The organism is Stakelama portus (genome assembly GCF_003171655.1).
GTDB classification, from domain to species: domain Bacteria; phylum Pseudomonadota; class Alphaproteobacteria; order Sphingomonadales; family Sphingomonadaceae; genus Sphingomonas; species Sphingomonas portus.
Genome location: NZ_QFZL01000005.1, coordinates 1 through 19,354, shown reverse-complemented (window position 1 = coordinate 19,354; position 19,354 = coordinate 1). Strand labels below are relative to the sequence as shown.

The window sequence follows — 19,354 nt, the reverse complement described above, 5'->3', positions numbered from 1 at the left end:
GACAGAAGCATCGATAAAAATGACACTGACGTCACATTTATTTTATTGGGGGTGACGGCATGAAGACGGGAATCGCTCGCTGGCTCGGATCGGCTTCGCTGCTGGTGGCGCTGGCATTGCCGGGACAGGCGCTGGCGCAGTCGGCGACATCGGACGACAGCACGCAACAGGAAGCCGCCGCGTCGGACGAAATCGTCGTCACCGCCCAGTATCGCGCCCAGTCGGTGCAGGATGTGCCGCTCAGCATCACCGCCTTGTCGGGCGAAAAGCTCGAGGCACAGGGCATCACCGATTTCCGTGACTATGCGGCGCAGATCCCCAATATCGCCTATGGCTATACGCAGAGCCTTGGCGGCACCGCCCAGACAGTGACCTTGCGCGGCGTGTTCGGTCAAAACACGACCGGTTTCTATCTCGACGACTCACCGCTGCCGGGGAGTATCGATCCGCGCGTGCTCGATCTCGACCGGATCGAAGTGCTGCGCGGGCCGCAGGGCACGCTCTATGGCGCCCGTTCGATGGGCGGCACGGTGCGCCTGATCACCCGCAAGCCCGATGCCGACGAATTTTCCGGGTCGCTGCTCGGCCGCGTTTCCACCACGACGCATGGCGGCGAAAACGGCTCGATCGACGGCGCTATCAACGTTCCGCTGGTACGCGACCAGCTTGCGCTGCGCGTGTCGGGCTATTGGGAGGCCCAATCGGGCGTCTATGATCGCACCGCTTCCCCCGCCGCGCCGGTCGATTTCGGCACGATACGCGATGTCGACAGCTCGGAGCGTTTCGGCGGCACCATCACGCTCGCCGCAAAGATGGGCGCGCTCACCTTCACGCCGCGCTACATGTTCCAGCGCGGCACGACCGATGGCCGCTCGCTCGCCGACGTCAAGGCGGGCAATTATGTCCAGGAGCGACTGTTCAACATCGCCGAACCGGGCAGCGACGACTGGGACCTCGGCACGCTGACGCTGGAATATGACGCGGGCTTTGGCAAGATCACCTCGGCGACGACCTTCTTCGATCGCCGTGTCGATGCGAGCGAGGATTATTCCGAAGTCGCGATGCTGTTGTTCGGCACCCCCGCCATCCCGGCGGTGATGACGGCTTCGAGCGATTATGACAGCACCGCGCAGGAGTTGCGCTTCACGTCCGACTTCGACGGCCCGGTGAATCTCACTGCAGGTCTCTTCTATCAGGACGCGAGCAATCGTCTCGTCTTCCCGCCCTCGCCGCTGCCGGGCGTCGTGTCGAACGTCTATGATCAGGACTTCCTGACCAAGACCGAGGAATATGCCGCGTTCGGCGAAGTCACCGTCACACCGGTCGAAGGGGTCCGCGTGATCGCCGGCGCGCGTGTATTCGACGCGCGTGTGACCTTTACCGGCAGCCAGGGGGGCGTCGCCGTCACGCCGGCAAGCTTTACCGGACGGCAGAAGGAGAGCGGCGTCGATCCGCGTTTCGCAGTGCAGGTCGATGTCGCGCCCGATGCGATGGTCTATATCAGCGCCGCCAAGGGATACCGGCTTGGCGGGGTCAACGCCTTTTCGGCCTCGCTCTGTTCGGGATCGCTCGCCGCGGTCGGGCTGACGCCCGACGATGTGCGTTCCTATGATTCCGATTCGCTGTGGAGCTATGAAATCGGCGCCAAGACGCGCTGGTTCGGACGCCGCCTGACGCTCAACGGATCGCTCTACCGGATCGACTGGTCCGATGTGCAGCAGGGCATGTCGCTTTCCTGCGGGTTCGGCGTGCTCGTCAATGGCGGCGAAGCGCGCAGCCAGGGCGGCGAGATCGAAGGCAATTTCGCAGCGACCGATTGGCTCAGCTTCAATTTCGGCGCGGGCTATACCGATGCGCATATCACCAATGGCGGGGGCAATCCGGCCTTTCCCAACGGCGCGCGGATCCAGCAGGTGCCCGAATGGACCTATAATGGCGGGGTCGATGCCGATGTGGATGTCGGCTTTCCGCTGACGCTGCACGCCGATTATTCGCATGTCGACATGAGCTACAGCCGCTCGAACGTACCCGCCACGCGGCGCGTCCGTCCGGCCTATGACATGGTCAATCTGCGCGCGACGGCGCATCTTGCCGGTGTGGACATCAGCCTGTTTGCCCAGAATCTGTTCGATGAAGCGGCGAATCTGTCGGACCTGCCGTCGCTGGCGATCGAACTTCCCGGTCGGCCGCGCATCGTCGCCAGCCGGCCCCGCACGGTCGGGCTCGAAGCCCGGATGCGCTTCTGAGCCCGGGGGTGGAGCCGAACCAATGAAGGGATATGCCGTGAAGTCCGATCTGATCGCCGCATTCACGCTCGGCCTTGCCGCGCTGTTCCTCGCGGCGGCGCCCGCCGCGGCGCAGGACCGCGCGCGCGATCTGGGCGTGCCGTTTGACGGTACGCCGGGCGAATATAATGCGATCACCGACGTCCCCGGCGTCGAAGTCGGCCAGACCACGGTGATCCGTGGCGACGGACCGTTGCGGGTCGGGCAAGGCCCCGCCCGCACGGGCGTCACCATCATCCATCCGCTCGGCAAGAACAGCGTCGATGGTGTCGCTGCCGGGCGCGCGGTGATCAACGGTACCGGCGAATGGACCGGGATGCATCTGGTCGACGAAACCGGACTGTTCTTCGGGCCGGTCGCGCTCACCGGATCGGGCAATGTCGGGCTGGTGATTCAGAGCATGATGGACTGGTCGCTCGAACATGTGCCCGCGCCGCTGCTCGTCACGCGCGTGCTGCCGGTGGTCGGCGAAACGCTCGACAGCCGCCTGAACGACGTGTTCGGCCACCCGCTGTCGCGCGAGGATGTGTTCGCCGCGCTCGACAATGCCGCGAGCGGTCCGGTCGCCGAAGGGAATGTCGGCGGCGGCACGGGGATGATCGCCTATACTTTCAAGGGCGGGATCGGCACGTCGTCGCGAATCATCGAAGTCGGCGGCAAACGCTATACGGTCGGTGTGCTGGTCCAGGCCAATCACGGCAACCGCGACGACCTGCGCATCGCCGGCATTCCGGTCGGCCGCGAAATCGAGCAGAACTGGCCGGAGGTGAACGGCATCGCCGCGATCGGCCCCAATGCAGGCGAACCGCAGGACAAGAATTCGCTGCTGATCGTCATCGCCACCGATGCGCCGCTGATGCCGCATCAGCTCCAGCGCATGGCGCGCCGCGCCGCGATGGGCGTCGGGCGCAACGGCAGCACCGCAAGCAATCTGTCGGGCGAAATGGTGCTGGCATTCTCCACCACCAACGTCTCCACGCCCGGCGGCGAAGTGCATATGGACGGAATGATCGCCGACACCGACAGCGACACGATGAACGCGCTGTTCGCGGCTGTGGTGCAGGCGACCGAAGAGGCGCTGGTCAACCAGCTTGTCGCTTCGGAGACGATGACCGGCGCCAACGGCGTGAAGGTCTATGCGCTGCCCAGGGACCAGCTGGTGGAAATCCTGGCGCGTCACAATCGACTGGTTCCCCGGGACTGACTCGCATCGTCATTCCCCCGAATGCGGGAAACGCAGGTTGGGCGAGGCCAAGCCAGCTGCTTCCTAGCTGAAGCGGCTGGCGGCCGTCGCGGCGGTGTGTCGGCGATTTCGGGAACGGCGCTTACCGCGCAGGCGTCAGCGTCATGTCACCCACTGCCGTCTTGCGCAGCGTTTCGCGATCACCGGTCAGCATGACATATTCGCCCCGGCTCCACGGCTTTGCGAAGCTGCCGAACCAGTGCGACAGCGGATTGCCCGAAACACCGGGCGCGATCATGAACAGGCTCTTTTCCGGCGCTGCGAGATCGATCACCTGTCGATAGCGCGGGCCATAAATATCCGACCAGGGATCGGCGCCCCATAAATCGGTCTGCCCGGCATTGATGGTGTGGGCGTCGCCGCCCGCGGGCACGCGGATCGTCACCAGCCCGCCGATCAGCGGAACATAGGAAAGGATGTCGTGGCGGAACGTGGCGCGATGGAGCTTACCCCAGCGCCAGCGCGTGATGTCGCCACCCTGTGTTTCGGCAAGTGTCGCGACCGCGTCATCGAGTGCCTTTGCCGCGAGCGCGGGACAATCGGCGCACCAACCGTTTTTCGCCCATAGCAGCCGGTCGAGCCGGGGGCGGTTTTCCTTGAGCCAGCTGTCGGCGAGCGCGCCGAGCCTGGGCCGCAGCAGCGCCAGCCCCGCCGCGCGTTGCCATGCGGCCCAGATCAGCGGCTCGGGCCGGTCGGGCGCCATGTCGCCGTCCCATGCGAGCAGCATCGCCAATGCCGCCTTGCCCCGCTCGGTCTGTGGCTGCGCTTCGTGCAGAACGGGTTTGAGCGCCGCGACTTCGAGTGAGACCGTGTCGCGTTGCAGCGCCGTCATCCGATCGATGCCGATGCCCTGTGCGGGTGCGAGTACCGCCTCGATCCGTTCCGCGCGCCAACCGGGTTCGAACGCCGCGCTGTCGAGCGGTCCGCCGCTCCCCGCGACCAGCCGGTTGTTGCCGTTGGCGAGGAACCCTGCCTCCGGATCGCGCTGCGCGGGCAATTGGTCGGCTGGCAGATACCCGGTCCAGTCGAACCGTGTTTCCCAGCCGGGAACGGGCAGGAAACCGTCGCCCTTGCGCAACGGAATACGCCCCGCCGAAATCATGCCGACGGTTCCGTCGCGCGCGGCGAAGGCGAGGTTATGCTGCAATCCGAATGCGCGGGCGGCGACCTCGAACTGCTGCCAGTCGCGTGCCTCGGCCATGCCGAGAAACGCCTGCACCAGTGGATTGCCCTCCGAATTGTCGAGCCCGGAAACCGCGAGGACATAGCCCGGACCGATCTGGTCCTTCACCAATTGCGCGGCGTCATCGTCGATATCCGAAATAACGATGCCGTGCCGGGTGTAGCGCAACGTAACCTGCTGGGGTTCGGCGCCCTTTACGGGAATCGAAACGCGGCGCGTGCGGAACGGCGCCGATCCGTCGGGCGTCAGATAGCGCCCAGGATCAGCCGGGTCGATGCGCTCGACGAAAATGTCGGACTGGTCCGCCATCATGTCGGTGATGCCCCAGGCGATAAAGCCGTTGCGCCCCGATGCCACCGCCGGCGATCCGGGACGCGAGGCGCCGACGATTTCGAACCCGGGCCAGCGCATACGCACGGGATAATAGTCCGCCGGTGCGCCCAGCGGTCCGTGCGGATCATTGGCGAGCATCGGCTTGCCGCTGGCCGTGCGGCTGCCGGACACCGTCCAGCTGTTCGACGCGGGCTGCGATCGGCCAAAGGGCAGCGACGGCAGCTTCGCGGCCGACTCTCCGCGCCAGGATATCGCGCCGCAGCTATCGGCCGTTTCGCGCGATTGCGCGGGCAGCGCGGGATAGGTGACCGGCCGCTCGTCGGGGCGCGCATAAAGGTCGTGCAGATGTGCGCAATCGAGCTTCGTTGCCAGCCGCGCGCGCAGCATTTCCTCGCGCCAGTCGCCCATCCCCAGCGCAGCGAGCCCGCCCAGCCGATCGACATCGGCGTCGGTCCAATGGCCCGGCTTCACGCCCAGCAGTATGAATTCGGGCGGCAGCGCGCCCTTGCGCGTATCGATGCCGGCATTGATGCCAAGCACATAGGCATGGATCGCCGATCGCGTTTCCGGGCTGTTGCGCGCATGCGTCGCGGCGGCGACGCGGTCGAGATCCAGCGCCGCGACCAGCTTGTCGGTCGCAAGGCCGGAGGTGCCCACCGCCGCGGCAATCCGGCCCTGTCCGGCGAGCCGCGCCATCTCTAGCTGCCACAGCCGGTCCTGCGCATGAACATAGCCCAGCGCGAAATAGGCGTCCTCGCGCGATTGCGCGAAGATATGCGGTACCGCATGGGAGTCGCGGATGATCTCGATTCCCGCACGCGGTCCCGCAACGGTTTGGCTGGCCGAATAGTCGGGCAGCGAGCTGCGCAGCCACAGATAGCCGCCGCCGGTTGCCGCGGCGGCCAGCCCGGCAAGGCCCACGCCGGTGAACAGGGCGATCCGCCCGAGCCGCTTCATCGAGATCATTGCTGTCGCTCCAGTGGAAGGTCGTCGATCGCCATCGCCGCCACCGCACCGTCGGGGCCGGTGCGGAACGTCACGAAGGCGAGGCGCTGCGCACGCGGATCGTCCAACCCGAGCATTTCGAACCGGTCGCCGTTCCAGTGGTGCAGTGCAAAGCTGCCGTCGCCGACGCGCAGGACGAGGGAGCCGTCCTGCCGCGTTACCTCCACCGCGCCGATCGGTCCGCCATCGTCATAGCGCCCGACATAGGCGGCGAGCGGCAAAGGCGGGCGGGGGCTCGCCTGCGCGGCCGCACGCAATGCAGCCTCGCGCGCAGCGATACGCGCGATGATCGCGTCCTGCCGGGCGAGAAAATCGCGTCCCCACTGGCCCGGTTCGCGCCCGTCGATCCGGTCCATCAGATCGAGGAACAGCGCACGCGGGAGCGCGGCATTGGGGCTGTTCTCCAGCGCGGCAAAGCCCAGCCCCTGGTCGGGCACGATCGCGGCAAAACAGCGAAACCCGTCCTGGCTGCCATGGTGATAGAATATTCTGGTGCCATGATAGCGCATCATGAACCAGCCGAGGCCATAGGCTTCGTCGGTGACGCCGGGCACGTCGTGGAACGGTGAATCATAATAGGGCCCGCGCAAGGGAATCTGCGCCTCGCGCGTCGCCGCGAGGCTCGCCTGCGTCAGTTCCGGCCCCTCCGCCTCGCCAAGCTGGAAGGCGAGCCATTTCGAAAGGTCGCGTACGCTGCTGTTGATGCCGACCGCAGGCAGGCCGACCTGATCGTCATAACGCCATGCGATCGGGACCATCCTGCCGTCGATCAGGTCGTGCGGCGTGGCAGAGTCGGGATCGGCGCGCGCGATGCGATAATCGGCATCGGTTCGCGTCATGCCAAGCGGCAGCCAGAAATTGTCCCGTGCGAAATCGCGCCAGGACATCCCGGTTTGCGACGCGACGACTTCGCCCGACAGCGCGAACATGTCCGAGGCATAGGCATAGTTGGCGCGGAACGGGTGAATCGGCTCCGAAGCCGCGACGCCTTCCAGAAACGCCCGGCGGCTCGGCGCGACCGCGCGGATCGACTGGCTGCGCAGACCCGACCGATTGGACAATATGTCGCGGATCGTGAGCGCGCGCGTCACCCAGGGATCGCGCGCGCGGAACCAGGGCAGGGTGTCGGTCACCGGATCGTCCCAGCCGAGCTTGCCGCGCTGAACCAGCAGGGCAATCGCTGCGGCGGCGAACGGCTTGCTGCACGAACTGAGCGCGAACAGCGTGTCGGGATCGACCTGTTCGTCGCTGCGTATGTCGCGCACGCCATAGCCGCGCAACCATGCCGGCTGCCCCCTGCGCACGACGGCGAGGGCCAGGCCCGGTTGATGCCAGCGCGTCATTTCCGCCCGCACTTGCCGGTCGAACGCTGCCATATCGACACGGTGTTGCGCCGCCGCCGGAGCGATCTGCGCGAGCGTGAGGGCAAGCATCGCGGCGAGCCCGCCCAGCCGGCGTTGCACGTTCGAAATCATGGGATAGCCCCCTCGGGGCGCGACATGCGCGCGACGGTTTCAGCAGAGCAGAGCGGCACCGGATCCGCGCCGACCATCAGCGTTTCGACGCGCGCGACCAGTGGCGCGAGGTCGCTTTCGCCGTTGGTGAGAATTGCCACCGCCAATCCGCGCTCGGGAAAGCTGGCGAGATAGGCGCGATAGCCCGCGATCACGCCATAGTGGCTGACATGCGCGACTCCGTTCGGTGCGTCGACATAGACGCCGAGGCCATATTGGGCGACGCGGCACCCCTCTGGCCCGCGCCGCGCAAGGCTGCCGTCGGAAAGCCGTGTCGGCATCAGCATCCGCGCACGCATTTCCGCAGACAGCACCGCGCCATGGAGCAGCGCGTCCTGCCAGCGGAGCAGGTCGGGCACGTTCGATCGCATCGCGCCTGCGCCGCCCGGAACGGTCATCGACACCCAGGCGGCATGGACGAACCCGCCCGGTGCCTCCGGATCGGTCGCATAGCCGATGGCGCGGTCGGGCACGATGTCGCGTTCGTCGTCGAGTGCGGTTCGATTCATTCCGAGCGGGACGAACAAGGCGCTGTGCAGATAGCTGCCAAGCGGCATCCCGCTCGCACGCGCGATCGCGGTGCCGACCAGATAATAGCCGCTGTTGCTGTAATCCCAGCCGGCTCCGGCCGCGAAACGCCGCGGCGGCGACAGGCCGGCGATCATCGCCAGCATTTCGGCTTCGCTGCGGCGACGTGACCAGCCTTGGGCCGGGGCGACATTACTGTCGGTGAAGGAGGGGACGCCGCCGATATGGCCGAGCAGTTGATACAGGGTCGCCGGGCCGGGCAGCATGTCGGGCGTCAGCTGCCCCGCTTCGGCAAGCCGCAGTGCGGCGGCGGCAGTGAATTGCTTGGTCACCGATCCGATGCGGAACACCGTGTCGGGCGTTACCGGCACATCATGTTCGAGGTCGGCAAGGCCATAGCCGCGCGCGAGCACGATCCGATGCCCCGCCATTACCCCAATAGCGATACCCGGTGCCTTGCCCTCGGCTACCCAGTCATGTGCTTGCCTGGCAATCGCCTCGACAGGAAGCGCCTGCGCCTGCGCCTCCGGCGCCCAGGCGAGCAACGCTACGAAGACGAGGGAGAGGCGCCGCCTCACTCGGGCTGCTGCCGCCGCACGAACCCGCCCGGCGTCGCGCCGGTCGCCGCGCCGTCCTGATAGACGACGACGCCGTTGACCAGCACCGTGCCGATTCCCGCAGAGGGGCGTGAGGGATGGAGATAATCGGCGCGCGCATCGACTGTCGCGGGATCGAAGATGACGATATCGGCGGCCTTGCCCACGGCAATCCTCCCGCGATCGTAAAAGCCCAGATGATCGGCGGGGAGCGAGGTCATCTTGCGAATTGCCTCTTCGAGCGGGAACAGGCCCAGGTCGCGGCTGTAATGGCCGAGCACGCGCGTGAAGCTGCCCCAGGAACGCGGATGCGCCTTGCCCAGCCTGCGGACCGTATCGTCGACATAAAAGCCGTCGCTCGAAATCATCACCCAGGGCCGGACGATCAGTTTTCGGATGTCCGCCTCGTCGATGCTGCCGAGCGTCAGCCGCACGTCGTGATGCTGCGTCACCAGCCGGATCAGCGCCTCGAACGGCGGCACGCCCCAATCCTCGGCGAGCAGTTGCAGGTTGCGGTCGATCAGGTCGGGCGCATCCGGCGCGTCGACGATGCGCATCGATCCATATCCGCCGACGGCCTTGATCCAGGAAAAGCCGCCATCGACGCCCTGCTCGGTCGCCTCGCGCAGGGCCGCGCGCCGCGCGGGATCGGCGAGCATCGCGGTCAGCGCATCGGCGTCGGGCACTTTGCCGTCGGGGCCGAGCAGAAGTTCGCGCGCAAAGCGCAGGGTTGCGCCGTCATAGGGATATTGATCGGCGACTACCGATACGCCTTCGGCGCGGGCGGCTTCGACCATCGCGATCACGTCGCCGATCCGGCCGCGATTAGCGAGGCCCACGGCCTTCAGATGCGCGATCTTAACCGGCACACCGGTCGCGCGGCCCAGCCGCACGACTTCGCGATCCGATTCGAGCAGATGCGCGCCGGGATCGCGGACGTGCGAATCATAGCTGCCGTGAAAGGGGAGCACTTCGCGCGCGAGCGCCTGGACCTCCGCCTCATCGGCATACATGCCCGGATCATACATCAGCCCGGTCGACAGGCCGACGCAGCCCATTTCCATCCCCGCGCGCACCTGTACCGCCATTGCCGCAATTTCCTGCGGCGTCGCGGTGCGGTGTTCGCCCGGCATCACCTCGCGGCGAATACCGTTATGGCCAACATAACAGCCGTAATTGGGGCCCGAGCCACGCCGCGCGAGTTCGTCGCGCAACCTGCCCATCTGCCGCACCGAAAGCTCGCCATCGGGGCTCGCCATGATCGTCGTCACGCCTTGCGAGAGATCCTGAATGTCCAGCATCGCTCCGGGCATTTCGGGGACCGATTCGGGCACATGGCTGTGCGGATCGATGAAGCCGGGGGCAACCGCCAGGCCGGTGGCGTCGATATGGCGGCGCGCACGCAGCCGCGTATCGGGCGCGGCAACGCGGGCAATCCTGCCATCCTTCACCGCTATGCTCGCCTCACGCGGCGGGGCCCCGGTGCCGTCGTACAGCGTTCCCCCCGCGATCACGATGTCATAGTTCGGCCCGAACGCGCAGCCCGACGCCAGTGCCGCGCAGGCGAGGGCGACCGGGATCCGAAAAAAAGATGACACTGACATCAGGTTTATATACAGAACGGTCCAAAGACGCGCAAGGGAGGCGAGGAGATGGGCGAATTCGACTTTCTGATCATCGGCGCAGGGATTGCCGGGCTCGCCGCCGCCGCCGAGCTGGCACCGGCCGGGAAGGTCGCGCTCGTCGAACAGGAAGCGCATCCCTGCCACCATTCCAGCGGGCGTTCCGCCGCGATCTTCGTGCGCAGTTACGGAAATGACGTGGTCCAGGCGATCACCGCGCGCGCCGCCATCCTGTTCGCCCAGGCCGAATCCGACGGGCTTTTTTCCGCATTCGCGCCGCCGCGCGGGGTGATGGTGGTGACGCCCAGCGGTTCGACCAATTCGGGTGAGGCACCGTTCCGCGAATATCTGACCGCGCGTGAGGCGGTGCGGCTGATGCCGTGCCTCGACGCCGACCGGATCGATCATGGCTGGTGGGAACCGGGGGCGTGCGATATCGACGTCCATGCGATGCAGACCGGCTATCTGCGCGTCCTGCGGGCGCATGGCGGCGAACTGATCGCCGAGGCACCGGTACGATTGGCCGAATATCGTGGCGACCGCTGGCACGTCGAAGCCGGTGGGCAGCGCTTGTCGGCGCCGGTCGTGGTCAACGCCGCGGGCGGCTGGGTGGACCGGGTCGCGATGCTGTTCGGCGCGTCACCACGCGGCGTCACGCCGATGCGGCGCAGTGCGGTGCTGATCGACCCGCCGGGCGACATCGAGATTGCCGGGCTGCCGATGGTCGTCGACGTCGACGAGACGGTCTATTTCAAGCCCGATGCCGGCCGGCTGATGCTCTCCCCTGCGGACGCCACACCAGTCGAACCGCATGATTGCTGGCCCGAGGATCTCGATCTCGCCATCGCCGTCGATCGTTATGAAAGGCTCACCGGCAACAAGGTGAGCCATGTCCATGGCAGCTGGGCGGGCCTGCGCAGCTTCGTGCCCGACGAAAGCCCCCTGGTGGGTCCCGATCCGAACGTGCCGGGACTGCACTGGCTGGGCGCGCTCGGCGGCTTTGGCGTCCAGAGCGCACCCGCACTCGCGCGACTGCTTGCCGATCAGATTCTGGGCCGGTCGCGAGAGGCCGATATCGACCTGATCACCGCGATACAGCCAGGGCGGATATCCGCTCAGTCGAGCGCGGAGGCGGTGTCGACATAGCCCTCCCATCGCAATAGCGTGGGAGACTGTGGGAGCGTTCGTACGTAGTTCGAACTCGGAGCCACGCGCTCAAGCAGCCGAAGGCGGTAGCGCACAAAGAGCGCCGGAGCGGGAGCGAGATTCTTCGAACCCGTCACGGTTCGCAAGGCCGAACGGCCGCCCGAGCTTATGCGAGGAAAGCCAAGGCGACGGATGTCGCCACCGGCGCTTGAGGCGCAAACAAAAACTGGCGGAGCGGGAGTCCTCAAATCAGGCGGCCGCGTCAGACCGCTGACGTTCGAGATCGTTCGGTTTTTTTCGACTTTTAGCGATACAGTTGCCCGCATTGGCTCCTCGACGGTTCATATTTGTTCGCGTTTGTCCGGGCCCATCCCCTCAAAATTGAGCATAGTGGCCACATCGCCAGCGCCAGAGAACGTGCCCGTCATCCCGTCGATGGCCTGCCGTTTCCACGCCGCGATCATCGTGTGATCCACGCCGTGCTTGGCTGCCAGCTCCGCCAGCGTCAGGTCGCCCCGGATCGCCTCCAGCGCCACCTTGGCCTTGAAATCCGCGCTGTAGCGCTTCCTGGTCGTCTTCATTCCCGTACCAATCCATCAGGTCGGGATTAGCTTAACACCCTGTCCAGGTTTCCAGCACCACCTCACAGGTCACTCCAGCTCGACAACTCCGGCCTTGGAACGCCGCTGTCTGCGGAAGCGCTTCACCGCCAGAGCAGGTTCGCACGCTGGCTCGGGCTCGATCATGGCGGGTACGAATGCCGTTGGCGGTGACGATGCAACTGGGAAGGTCAGGCCGCGATCTTCCAGTTGCTTGCGAAACTCGCCCCGCCCCTTGAACAACTGCGGCGGGCTCATCCCATGCCGGCGCGCCACCGCACTCACCGTCTCCGCTTCGGAATAGCTCTCGGCGACGATCAACGCCTTCGTCTCGGGTCCCCGTCCCTCCGTCGTCCCCGTCTGGTGAAAACTTCGAACTGCTGGACCTCGCTCGTGCCAACATCATCACATGGCATCGTCATAGCACCAGCGCCTCGCGCCCAGATCAAGGCGAGAAAAATTAGCGCTGCGCTTCAACAACACAATGTGGGACTGGGGCAGCGCTAAAAAACAGTCCTTATCAGATTTGTTCAGCCGCGAGCATCACCGATATATACTTCTGAGCTTCGCGAGTTTTCCCAGACCAAATTGCCTTTAGCACCTTATCCGCCAAAAGATTGGAAAACATCGCTGCAGCTACGCGAATGGCCGCGCTGGAAGCGCCGTTCAGAACATGCTGCTCTGCGATCCGGTCGGCACCTCTGGGTGATCCGAACGCCAGCGAACGCAGCGCGGCGCGCTGGATCACGCGTTGAACATCGGGCGCTTCCTTTGGGAGCACCGCGAATACGTCGCCGCTTTCACGTAGTGTATTGAGTGCAGTATCGGCCGAAATCTCGCCGGTGGCGATCTTCTTGCCCAAGACATAGAAGGCCGATTGCTGCGCAAGGCTCGCCGGATTGTACGAAATACCCTGCTGCTGGATGCAGCGGATGTAGAGAATCTCGGGCACAGTGTGAAACTGGCCTTCATGGATCATCCGCAGCCAAAGGTCATTGTCTTGCGAGAAGCGAAATTCTGGCCTATATCCACCGGCCCTAAGATATGCGTCCCGGCGGAACATAACTTCACCATGGGTGAAGGTGGGATCGCTTAGCAGTACTGCGAGATCTGCGCCATCGGCGCAGGGCTTCCGAGTTCGTGCGATCCCTATCTCCTCAATGTAATTGATATAGTGTGAGCCCGTAACGACGATATCGCAATGCGCGGCCAGAAAGTCGGCCTGATGCGAAAGCCGGTTGGGCATCGAAAAATCACCCGCGTCATGTATCGCTATGAATGCGGAATCGGTCGCCTCAATTGAAGCGATTAAACCGCGCGTAAGCCCCATATTCTCCACATGCCGACGAAAGCGGAAGCGCGCATCGCCGAGCCGCGCAAGCTCGGCTGCGATCACCTCGGCGGTATCGTCCGACGAGCCATCGTCGAATAATAAAAACTCAACGTCTTGAAGGGTCTGGGCGGCGAGACCGGCAATGGTCCGCTTAACTAGATGGGACCGGTTGTAGAATCCGCAGACAAGGGTTGTTTTTGGCAATCGATCATTCTCCTCAGATGCAAACTCAACGAGCCTATCCGTTCCGGCAGAGCATGCCGACTAGAAAGCCAATGTAGATGCTAACTGGAAAGGTCTCGACCGACGTGATCGAGAGTCCGGAAAAGGCTAAAACGAACATCGCAAGCCGAGCGATCTCGCGTGGAAACTGTTTTTCCTCGTAATAGGCGGGGCGTCGGAGCACCATTGCGCCGACCGTCAGAAATAGCGCCAGCGCGAGCGGCAGGCCAAATTCGAAGATATACTTGGTGAAGATGTTGTGCGGCTCGATCCACGGAGCGCCGTAGGGGTGGTAGAGGTCACCCAGCGTACTTCCAGCAGTACCCGGTCCGAATCCAGTCAGCAGTCCACCCGGCGATTGCTCTAAGTAAGATACAAACGCATCATAGCTATCGCCGCGGCCCGTAAAACGGTCGTCGTTGACCAGCGCGGAATACACATCGTCGACGACGTCGAAGTTGAGCATCAGCAGCGCCGTGAGCACGAGCAAGGCGCTAGTGATAACGACGTACATTCGGCTAGCGCTGCGTGCGGTGAAGCGCAGGATGATTGCCGCTCCAGCAAGGATGAGGAACGTGCGCGTGAACGACGCGTAGATCGCGAACAAGGAGACGCCGATTAGCAGAACGCGTACGATTAAGGACATCTTCCGTGTGCTGAGTGCGAAGCAGATCAACAAACAGCCCGCGATGCCTACGTGGAACCCTGATGAGAGGATCGACGTTGCGCGCGTATATTGCCCGATTTTGTTAGCATAGACAGATGCTGATTGGGCGTCGAGCAAGTTTCTGTCAAAATCGGACGTTATGAAGAACTGCTTGACCGCATAGAGGCAGACCAAGAATAGCACGGCGATCATCGCTCGCGACAGCGGCCGGATCGACCTCTGCGGAAGCGCGAGGCCGACGCCGATGGCGAACAGCCACAGCATCGATTTGCGAAGACCTTGGTAGGAAATACTAAAGGACGGGAAATCGCTCCCAACCACCATGAACAGCGACGCATAGACCAGCAAAAATACGACCAACCAACTGAACCAGCGATTCCGCGAGTAACGCAGGGATAGGACGAACAGCGCAATCAGCATCGCGTCAGTCATCGCGAGGAGTGTCCGACCAATCTCATCCGAAAAACCGCGCGCAGCCGAAGCAATCGGCATAGCGAAGATCAGCACACCACTGCCCCAGGCAAGCAGCCGGGGCACGACGATATCAAGAACGCTCGCGCGACGTGCGGCCATTCTTATATCAGCGCGGGCTTCGGCTTCGAAAACAGGAGCAGGTGTGATAACCATACGCAGGCTACTCTTTCGTATTGCGCGAGCATCCAGCGAGGCCTAGGCTCTCGGACGCTGTCTCAAATGATGAGTTAATACTACCAGTTCTTTGCGTAACGCGTACGCCAAAGCCACTGCCATCACCACCGACACTAGCGCGCCCTTGAAGAAGAAACCAGTCCAAATCGGGGCGTCGGGCAGCAGCGCGGCGGCGCCGATCGCGGTCGCGGTTCCCAAACCTAAAGCAGCAAACTCGCGCCCTACTGCCGGTAAAGTAAGCTTGTCGCGCAGAGCTAGATAAGAAAGCACTGATCCGGCTGCAGTACCGATGATCGCGCCCCAGCCGATCGCGTGATAGCCCGAAACGCCTGCCGCATCCAGCAGAACCGCCACAGCAATGCACAGCAGCAGGGTGACTGTAGGCCCGACTGGCGCGAAGCGGGTCGCACCCGACATCACGAATAGTGGATCGAGCGCGTACATGCGAATTGCAATGATTGTCGATGCCGCAGCCGCATAATGCACCGCCGTTAGATAGGACGGTAAGAACGCGTGCGGGATCAGTAGCGGCGCGAGAGCACCCTGAACTGCGGTGAAGCCGGTTGCGGAAAGCAGTATGAACGCTGGCGGCACGAGCATCTGCCGCCGGATCTGCTTAAGTTGCTGATCGGCGGTGCCGAATTCAGCGGCGCGGAACGATTGCTGAGCGACAATGATATTAACCGCGAGTCCGGAGAGTCCCACGATCTTCTGAAGATAGTCGAACGCTAGCGCGAGACCACCGGCTTGATCGTCCGGAAGCATCAGCACACCCAGCGAACGCACGACCGCAGGGAACAGCAGGCCGAGCGCGTTTGCGCTCGCCATAAACAGCCCGAAATGCAGCAGATGCCCCAGGGTGGCGCGATCCACGTTGTGCCGTTCGTGGATCGACCGCGCAATCGAGCCGCGCCAAAACAGGATAACCTGGTAGCTCAACGCGATCGCCAGGACCGTCTGTGTGCCCGAGCCGGTGAGATATGCAGCAACGAGCGCGAAGATCAGGCCGAGAATGCTGCGTGTCGACCACGCCAGCACGAACGGCCCATGGAGCCCGAGCGCGCGATTGCGTGCCTGCCCGAAATCAAACATTCCCTGGCAGCGCGCGTAGAACAGCAGCACCGATAGAAGCACAGGTATACCGGCCAGCACATTTAGCCCGTAGGCGATCAGGCTGAGTGCGAGGAGTGCCAGCGAGATACCGGTCGCGCTGACAAGCATCGACGCGCGCCGCATCCGCGTCTGATCCGCATCGGCGCCCTCCCAGAAACGGAGCGCCGAAAGCCGCAACCATTCGAACAGCGCGGCCGCGACGAACTGTCCATAGGCCCATGCTGTAGAAAAGCCGAGATATTCGTCGGGAACGAGCAGATGCGGAACCAACACCTGCGTGAGTACACTCAGCAGATTCGAGAAGATGAGAACCACCGGCAACAACGTTACCGCATTTGCGCGATTTGCCTGTGCAGACTGCCGGTCGTTCACGCGGTGCGCTCCTGCAGCGGACGGGTCTCCTTGCCGGTGACGCTCATCCCCGGGTCGACGTCCTGGTGGATGACAACATTGGCACCGATGATGCTGTCCGAACCGACCGTCGCCGATCCGATCACAGCGCTGCCGGCATAAAGGATCACATTGTCCCCGATCACCGGATAGAGCGTTCCTCCCTTGCGATTGGTGCCCAGCGTGACGTGCTGGTAGATCGTCGCGCGCGCGCCGACTTGAACGCCTTCGCCGATGACGATGCCCGTCGGATGCGGGAGCGCAAGACCCGGACCGATGCGTGAGCGCCAGTGGATATGGCACGCGGTCTTGCGTACGCCCGCACGCCAGATCCAGCGGCCGAGCAAACTGCCTAGCGGTCCGCGGCGGCTGATGGAGGCGACCAGACGATGGCGCAAGATGGTGGAAAAGCCTGGATTGAAAAGCGTTGCGGTTACGAAGCCTCCGAGACCTTTGCGGTAACTATTCGCGGCAAGATCGGCGCGGATCAGGCTGATGGTTGAAAGCCGCGACAGCGACCCAGGTGAGGAAGAGTATTGCGTCACTTGAGGTTCTGTTCACTCGCAACAACGTGATCACATGTTCGCCATTTCGCTGCGCGAGCCGGTAAGGCCTCACGGAACGTTGCGGCGGTCTCTTCCGGCTGCGCTGCAATATCGGATCGCCGGCGCACCCGCAAGCGGCACAACACCTAAACGTTACGCTTCATGCTAGGGCCTGTGGGGATTCACGAGGGTCGGCGGATGTGATCCGCGCTTCGGGTGGACCGAGATGTTTTGACAGACGCCCAATGGGTGAAGATCGAGCGGCAATGTCTGGGTAAGCCGAGCGATCCCGGACGCAGCAGGAGGGACAACCGGCTGTTCATGGAGGCAGTGTATGGATACGGGCAGTCCGTGGCGCAGCCTGCCGGAGCGCTTCGGCAACTGGAGCACAGCGTTCCGGCGTTTCCGAAAGTGGCGCGATGCCGATGTCTTCAAACGGATATTCGACGCGCTGTCGGCCGAGCCGGACATGTAATACGCCATGATCGATAGACAGTCGCGATCGCGAATCCCGACAGCATGAAGAAGAAAATGACTGCCAGCCCCTTTCCAGGGACGCGATTGCTTTCGCGACCCAGAAACATGGCGCCGGCGTGGCCGAGCAGCGCCAGCCCTGCGGAGAGGCCGCGCAGCATGTCCAGGATCGCGCAACGCGTTTGGCGTTCCACCGTCTGCTCCGACTGTCTCGCTGCTGACGCAATAGGCGGCGCGAATGATACTCATGTCAGTGCCGGGGCAAATACTTGCGTGGCTGCGGGCTTTGCACGCAAGGCATGCTTGGAATGGGGGGCGAAACTGATATTGCCTCATCGAGGGAAGGAATTGCGGTTTCTGTGAGTAGAGATGCCGGCACAGTACACATGTCGCTTAAATTTGCTCGCCGGGATCGTCAGGCAATGCGCAGCGCAGGGCTCTGGAATGCAGATCACGATGCTTAACCGTCGAGAATCATTGAGGCTCGCCGGTCGGACGGCGCTTCTGCTAGCGACGTCCGGCAGCAAGAACGGTGCGGCTGCGCGGCGCGGCGCTCCGCAGATTGCGATGCCGCCGCTCGATCGGCCGGACGGATCAGTGGGGCGGCGAATCACTCGCACCAGCTTTGGTATGCACCTGGTGGGTGTGACCGGATGGAGCCAGCCCGGCGGCGCGCGGACGCCCCCGGTCAATTTCGGCTGCGGATCGGTGCGCGTGTGGGACACCGGCGCGACCTGGCGGATGCTCAATCCCGCGCGTAATCGCTATGACTGGCGGACGCTCGACGCAGAGATGGCGCAATGGAGAAAGGCGTATCGTGACGTGCTCTTTTGTCTTGGCCAAGCGCCCGACTGGGCGACCCGGCCGAAAAGTAGCCGCGGCACTTATAGTCCACACGTGCCCAATGATCCGGCCTATGGCGCCGAATTCGTTACCGAACTGCTGAATCGCTATCCGCAGATCAAGGCCGTCGAAATCTGGAACGAGCCCAATTTCGAACGCTATTTCGACGGCACGATTGAACAGCTTGTCGCGATCACCAAGGCCCAGGCGACCGCCGCGCGCGCGGCGCGGCGCGACATCATCGTAGTTTCCGCCGCGCCCCAGCCCTTTTCGGATGGGGGCGCCTATTTTGGACGCTATCTCACTCATTTGCAGCGCGCGAATGCGGGCTCGCTGATTGATGCGCTGGGCTGCCACACGTATGTCCAGCCGCGCGAGCCCGAGATTATAGGACCGCTGGTCGAGCGGTTGCGTAAGCTTGCCGACGATCGCGGCTTTCATCAACCGCTATGGTCCACCGAATTCGGCTGGGGCGAATATCGCAGAGAGGAGGCATCGGCGATTGAGCGCACGCATTCTATGGCTGAGCAACAGGCGATCGGCTATCTGCTCCGAGGCTTCGCGGTTTCGCTCGGCTACGGCCTTGAGCGCCAATATTATTATGCGGCGGACAAGGATTTCAGCCTGATCCACCTATTCGCCGATCGGCCGCGTTTGCGCATCGCCGCGCCCGGTCACGCGCTGGCGGTGCTTGCTGACATGCTCGACGGCGCAATTCTTTTCCGTCCGTTCGAGGAAGGCGGTGTTCTGTCGCAGAAGTTCCGCGACTCAGCCGGACGTTTTGGCAACATCGTGTGGACACGGAGCGGTGCACCTCTGATGGTAAGGCCGCCGCCGGGTGCACACGCATACAATTGTTTCGGCACCATGATTAGCGTGGATTCGCCGATCCAGCTATCCGGTACGCCGATTTATCTTCGTGCGCCACAGGTTTGAACCTAGGTTGTGAACCCATAAACGGGGCGTCGGTCCTAAGCGTCATTTCAAGATTGTGCATCACCATACCAGCGCGACCGGTCCGCCACTCGAGACAGCTGTTTGACAGGCTTCACACAGGTCCTCTGC

Annotated in this window: 13 protein-coding genes and 2 pseudogenes; 5 read left to right on the top strand and 10 right to left on the bottom strand. The window is 63.7% G+C overall.

Features of this window, described 5'->3' with window-relative positions; genetic code table 11:
* Nucleotides 1–59 precede the first annotated feature (59 nt).
* The gene (locus DKB74_RS14200) at nucleotides 60–2,246 is read left to right on the top strand and encodes a TonB-dependent receptor (RefSeq protein WP_109808851.1); all 2,187 of its coding nucleotides are present in this window, start codon (nucleotides 60–62) and stop codon (nucleotides 2,244–2,246) included.
* A gap of 22 nt (nucleotides 2,247–2,268) precedes the next feature.
* Nucleotides 2,269–3,489 carry a DmpA family aminopeptidase gene (locus DKB74_RS14195; RefSeq protein WP_109808850.1) on the top strand — a complete coding sequence of 407 codons (1,221 nt, stop codon included), beginning with the start codon at nucleotides 2,269–2,271 and terminating at the stop codon, nucleotides 3,487–3,489.
* 121 nt (nucleotides 3,490–3,610) lie between these two features.
* Here the strand turns inward: DKB74_RS14195 and DKB74_RS14190 are convergent, their stop codons facing one another.
* From DKB74_RS14190 to DKB74_RS14175, 4 genes are read right to left on the bottom strand one after another with little or no spacing between them, the layout of a single operon-like run.
* Entirely contained in the window at nucleotides 3,611–6,010 is a 2,400-nt protein-coding gene (locus DKB74_RS14190) for a penicillin acylase family protein (RefSeq protein WP_109808849.1), read from the bottom strand.
* Complete coding sequence (locus tag DKB74_RS14185) at nucleotides 6,007–7,524, bottom strand: serine hydrolase (protein ID WP_109808848.1); 1,518 nt, start codon at nucleotides 7,522–7,524, stop codon at nucleotides 6,007–6,009. The genes DKB74_RS14190 and DKB74_RS14185 overlap by 4 nt, the downstream gene beginning before the upstream one ends.
* Nucleotides 7,521–8,669: a serine hydrolase domain-containing protein gene (locus DKB74_RS14180; RefSeq protein ID WP_145961013.1), complete on the bottom strand. Its 1,149-nt coding sequence runs from the start codon at nucleotides 8,667–8,669 to the stop codon at nucleotides 7,521–7,523. Before DKB74_RS14180 ends, DKB74_RS14185 begins: the two co-directional genes overlap by 4 nt.
* Nucleotides 8,666–10,285 (bottom strand): N-acyl-D-amino-acid deacylase family protein, encoded by a 1,620-nt coding sequence (locus DKB74_RS14175; RefSeq protein WP_161956875.1) that lies wholly within the window; start codon nucleotides 10,283–10,285, stop codon nucleotides 8,666–8,668. Before DKB74_RS14175 ends, DKB74_RS14180 begins: the two co-directional genes overlap by 4 nt.
* 54 nt (nucleotides 10,286–10,339) lie before the next feature.
* Here DKB74_RS14175 and DKB74_RS14170 point away from each other — a divergent pair, with 54 nt between their 5' ends.
* Complete coding sequence (locus DKB74_RS14170; RefSeq protein ID WP_109809018.1) at nucleotides 10,340–11,455, top strand: NAD(P)/FAD-dependent oxidoreductase; 1,116 nt, start codon at nucleotides 10,340–10,342, stop codon at nucleotides 11,453–11,455.
* A gap of 392 nt (nucleotides 11,456–11,847) precedes the next feature.
* On the opposite strand, the pseudogene DKB74_RS14165 reads toward DKB74_RS14170, so the two are convergent.
* From DKB74_RS14165 to DKB74_RS14140, 6 genes and pseudogenes are all read right to left on the bottom strand, one after another.
* Nucleotides 11,848–12,036 (bottom strand): annotated as a pseudogene (locus DKB74_RS14165) (transposase); the annotation flags it as partial.
* 69 nt (nucleotides 12,037–12,105) lie between these two features.
* Nucleotides 12,106–12,378: pseudogene (locus DKB74_RS14160) on the bottom strand (transposase); the annotation flags it as partial.
* Between the two features lie 196 nt (nucleotides 12,379–12,574).
* Nucleotides 12,575–13,591, bottom strand: a complete 1,017-nt coding sequence (locus DKB74_RS14155; protein WP_109808844.1) for a glycosyltransferase family 2 protein — start codon at nucleotides 13,589–13,591, stop codon at nucleotides 12,575–12,577.
* 34 nt (nucleotides 13,592–13,625) lie between these two features.
* Nucleotides 13,626–14,903 carry an O-antigen ligase family protein gene (locus tag DKB74_RS14150; RefSeq protein WP_109808843.1) on the bottom strand — a complete coding sequence of 426 codons (1,278 nt, stop codon included), beginning with the start codon at nucleotides 14,901–14,903 and terminating at the stop codon, nucleotides 13,626–13,628.
* Between the two features lie 42 nt (nucleotides 14,904–14,945).
* The gene (locus DKB74_RS14145) at nucleotides 14,946–16,409 is read right to left on the bottom strand and encodes a polysaccharide biosynthesis protein (protein ID WP_145961011.1); all 1,464 of its coding nucleotides are present in this window, start codon (nucleotides 16,407–16,409) and stop codon (nucleotides 14,946–14,948) included.
* Complete coding sequence (locus DKB74_RS14140) at nucleotides 16,406–16,972, bottom strand: serine O-acetyltransferase (RefSeq protein WP_109808841.1); 567 nt, start codon at nucleotides 16,970–16,972, stop codon at nucleotides 16,406–16,408. The genes DKB74_RS14145 and DKB74_RS14140 overlap by 4 nt, the downstream gene beginning before the upstream one ends.
* A 334-nt stretch (nucleotides 16,973–17,306) precedes the next feature.
* Between DKB74_RS14140 and DKB74_RS14135 the strand changes: the two genes are divergently transcribed.
* Together DKB74_RS14135 and DKB74_RS14130 are read left to right on the top strand one after the other, a co-directional pair.
* Nucleotides 17,307–17,447, top strand: coding sequence for a transposase (locus tag DKB74_RS14135; protein WP_109808840.1), 141 nt, complete (start codon nucleotides 17,307–17,309; stop codon nucleotides 17,445–17,447).
* A 398-nt stretch (nucleotides 17,448–17,845) separates the two neighbouring features.
* Nucleotides 17,846–19,225: a glycosyl hydrolase gene (locus DKB74_RS14130; protein ID WP_161956874.1), complete on the top strand. Its 1,380-nt coding sequence runs from the start codon at nucleotides 17,846–17,848 to the stop codon at nucleotides 19,223–19,225.
* Nucleotides 19,226–19,354 lie beyond the last annotated feature (129 nt).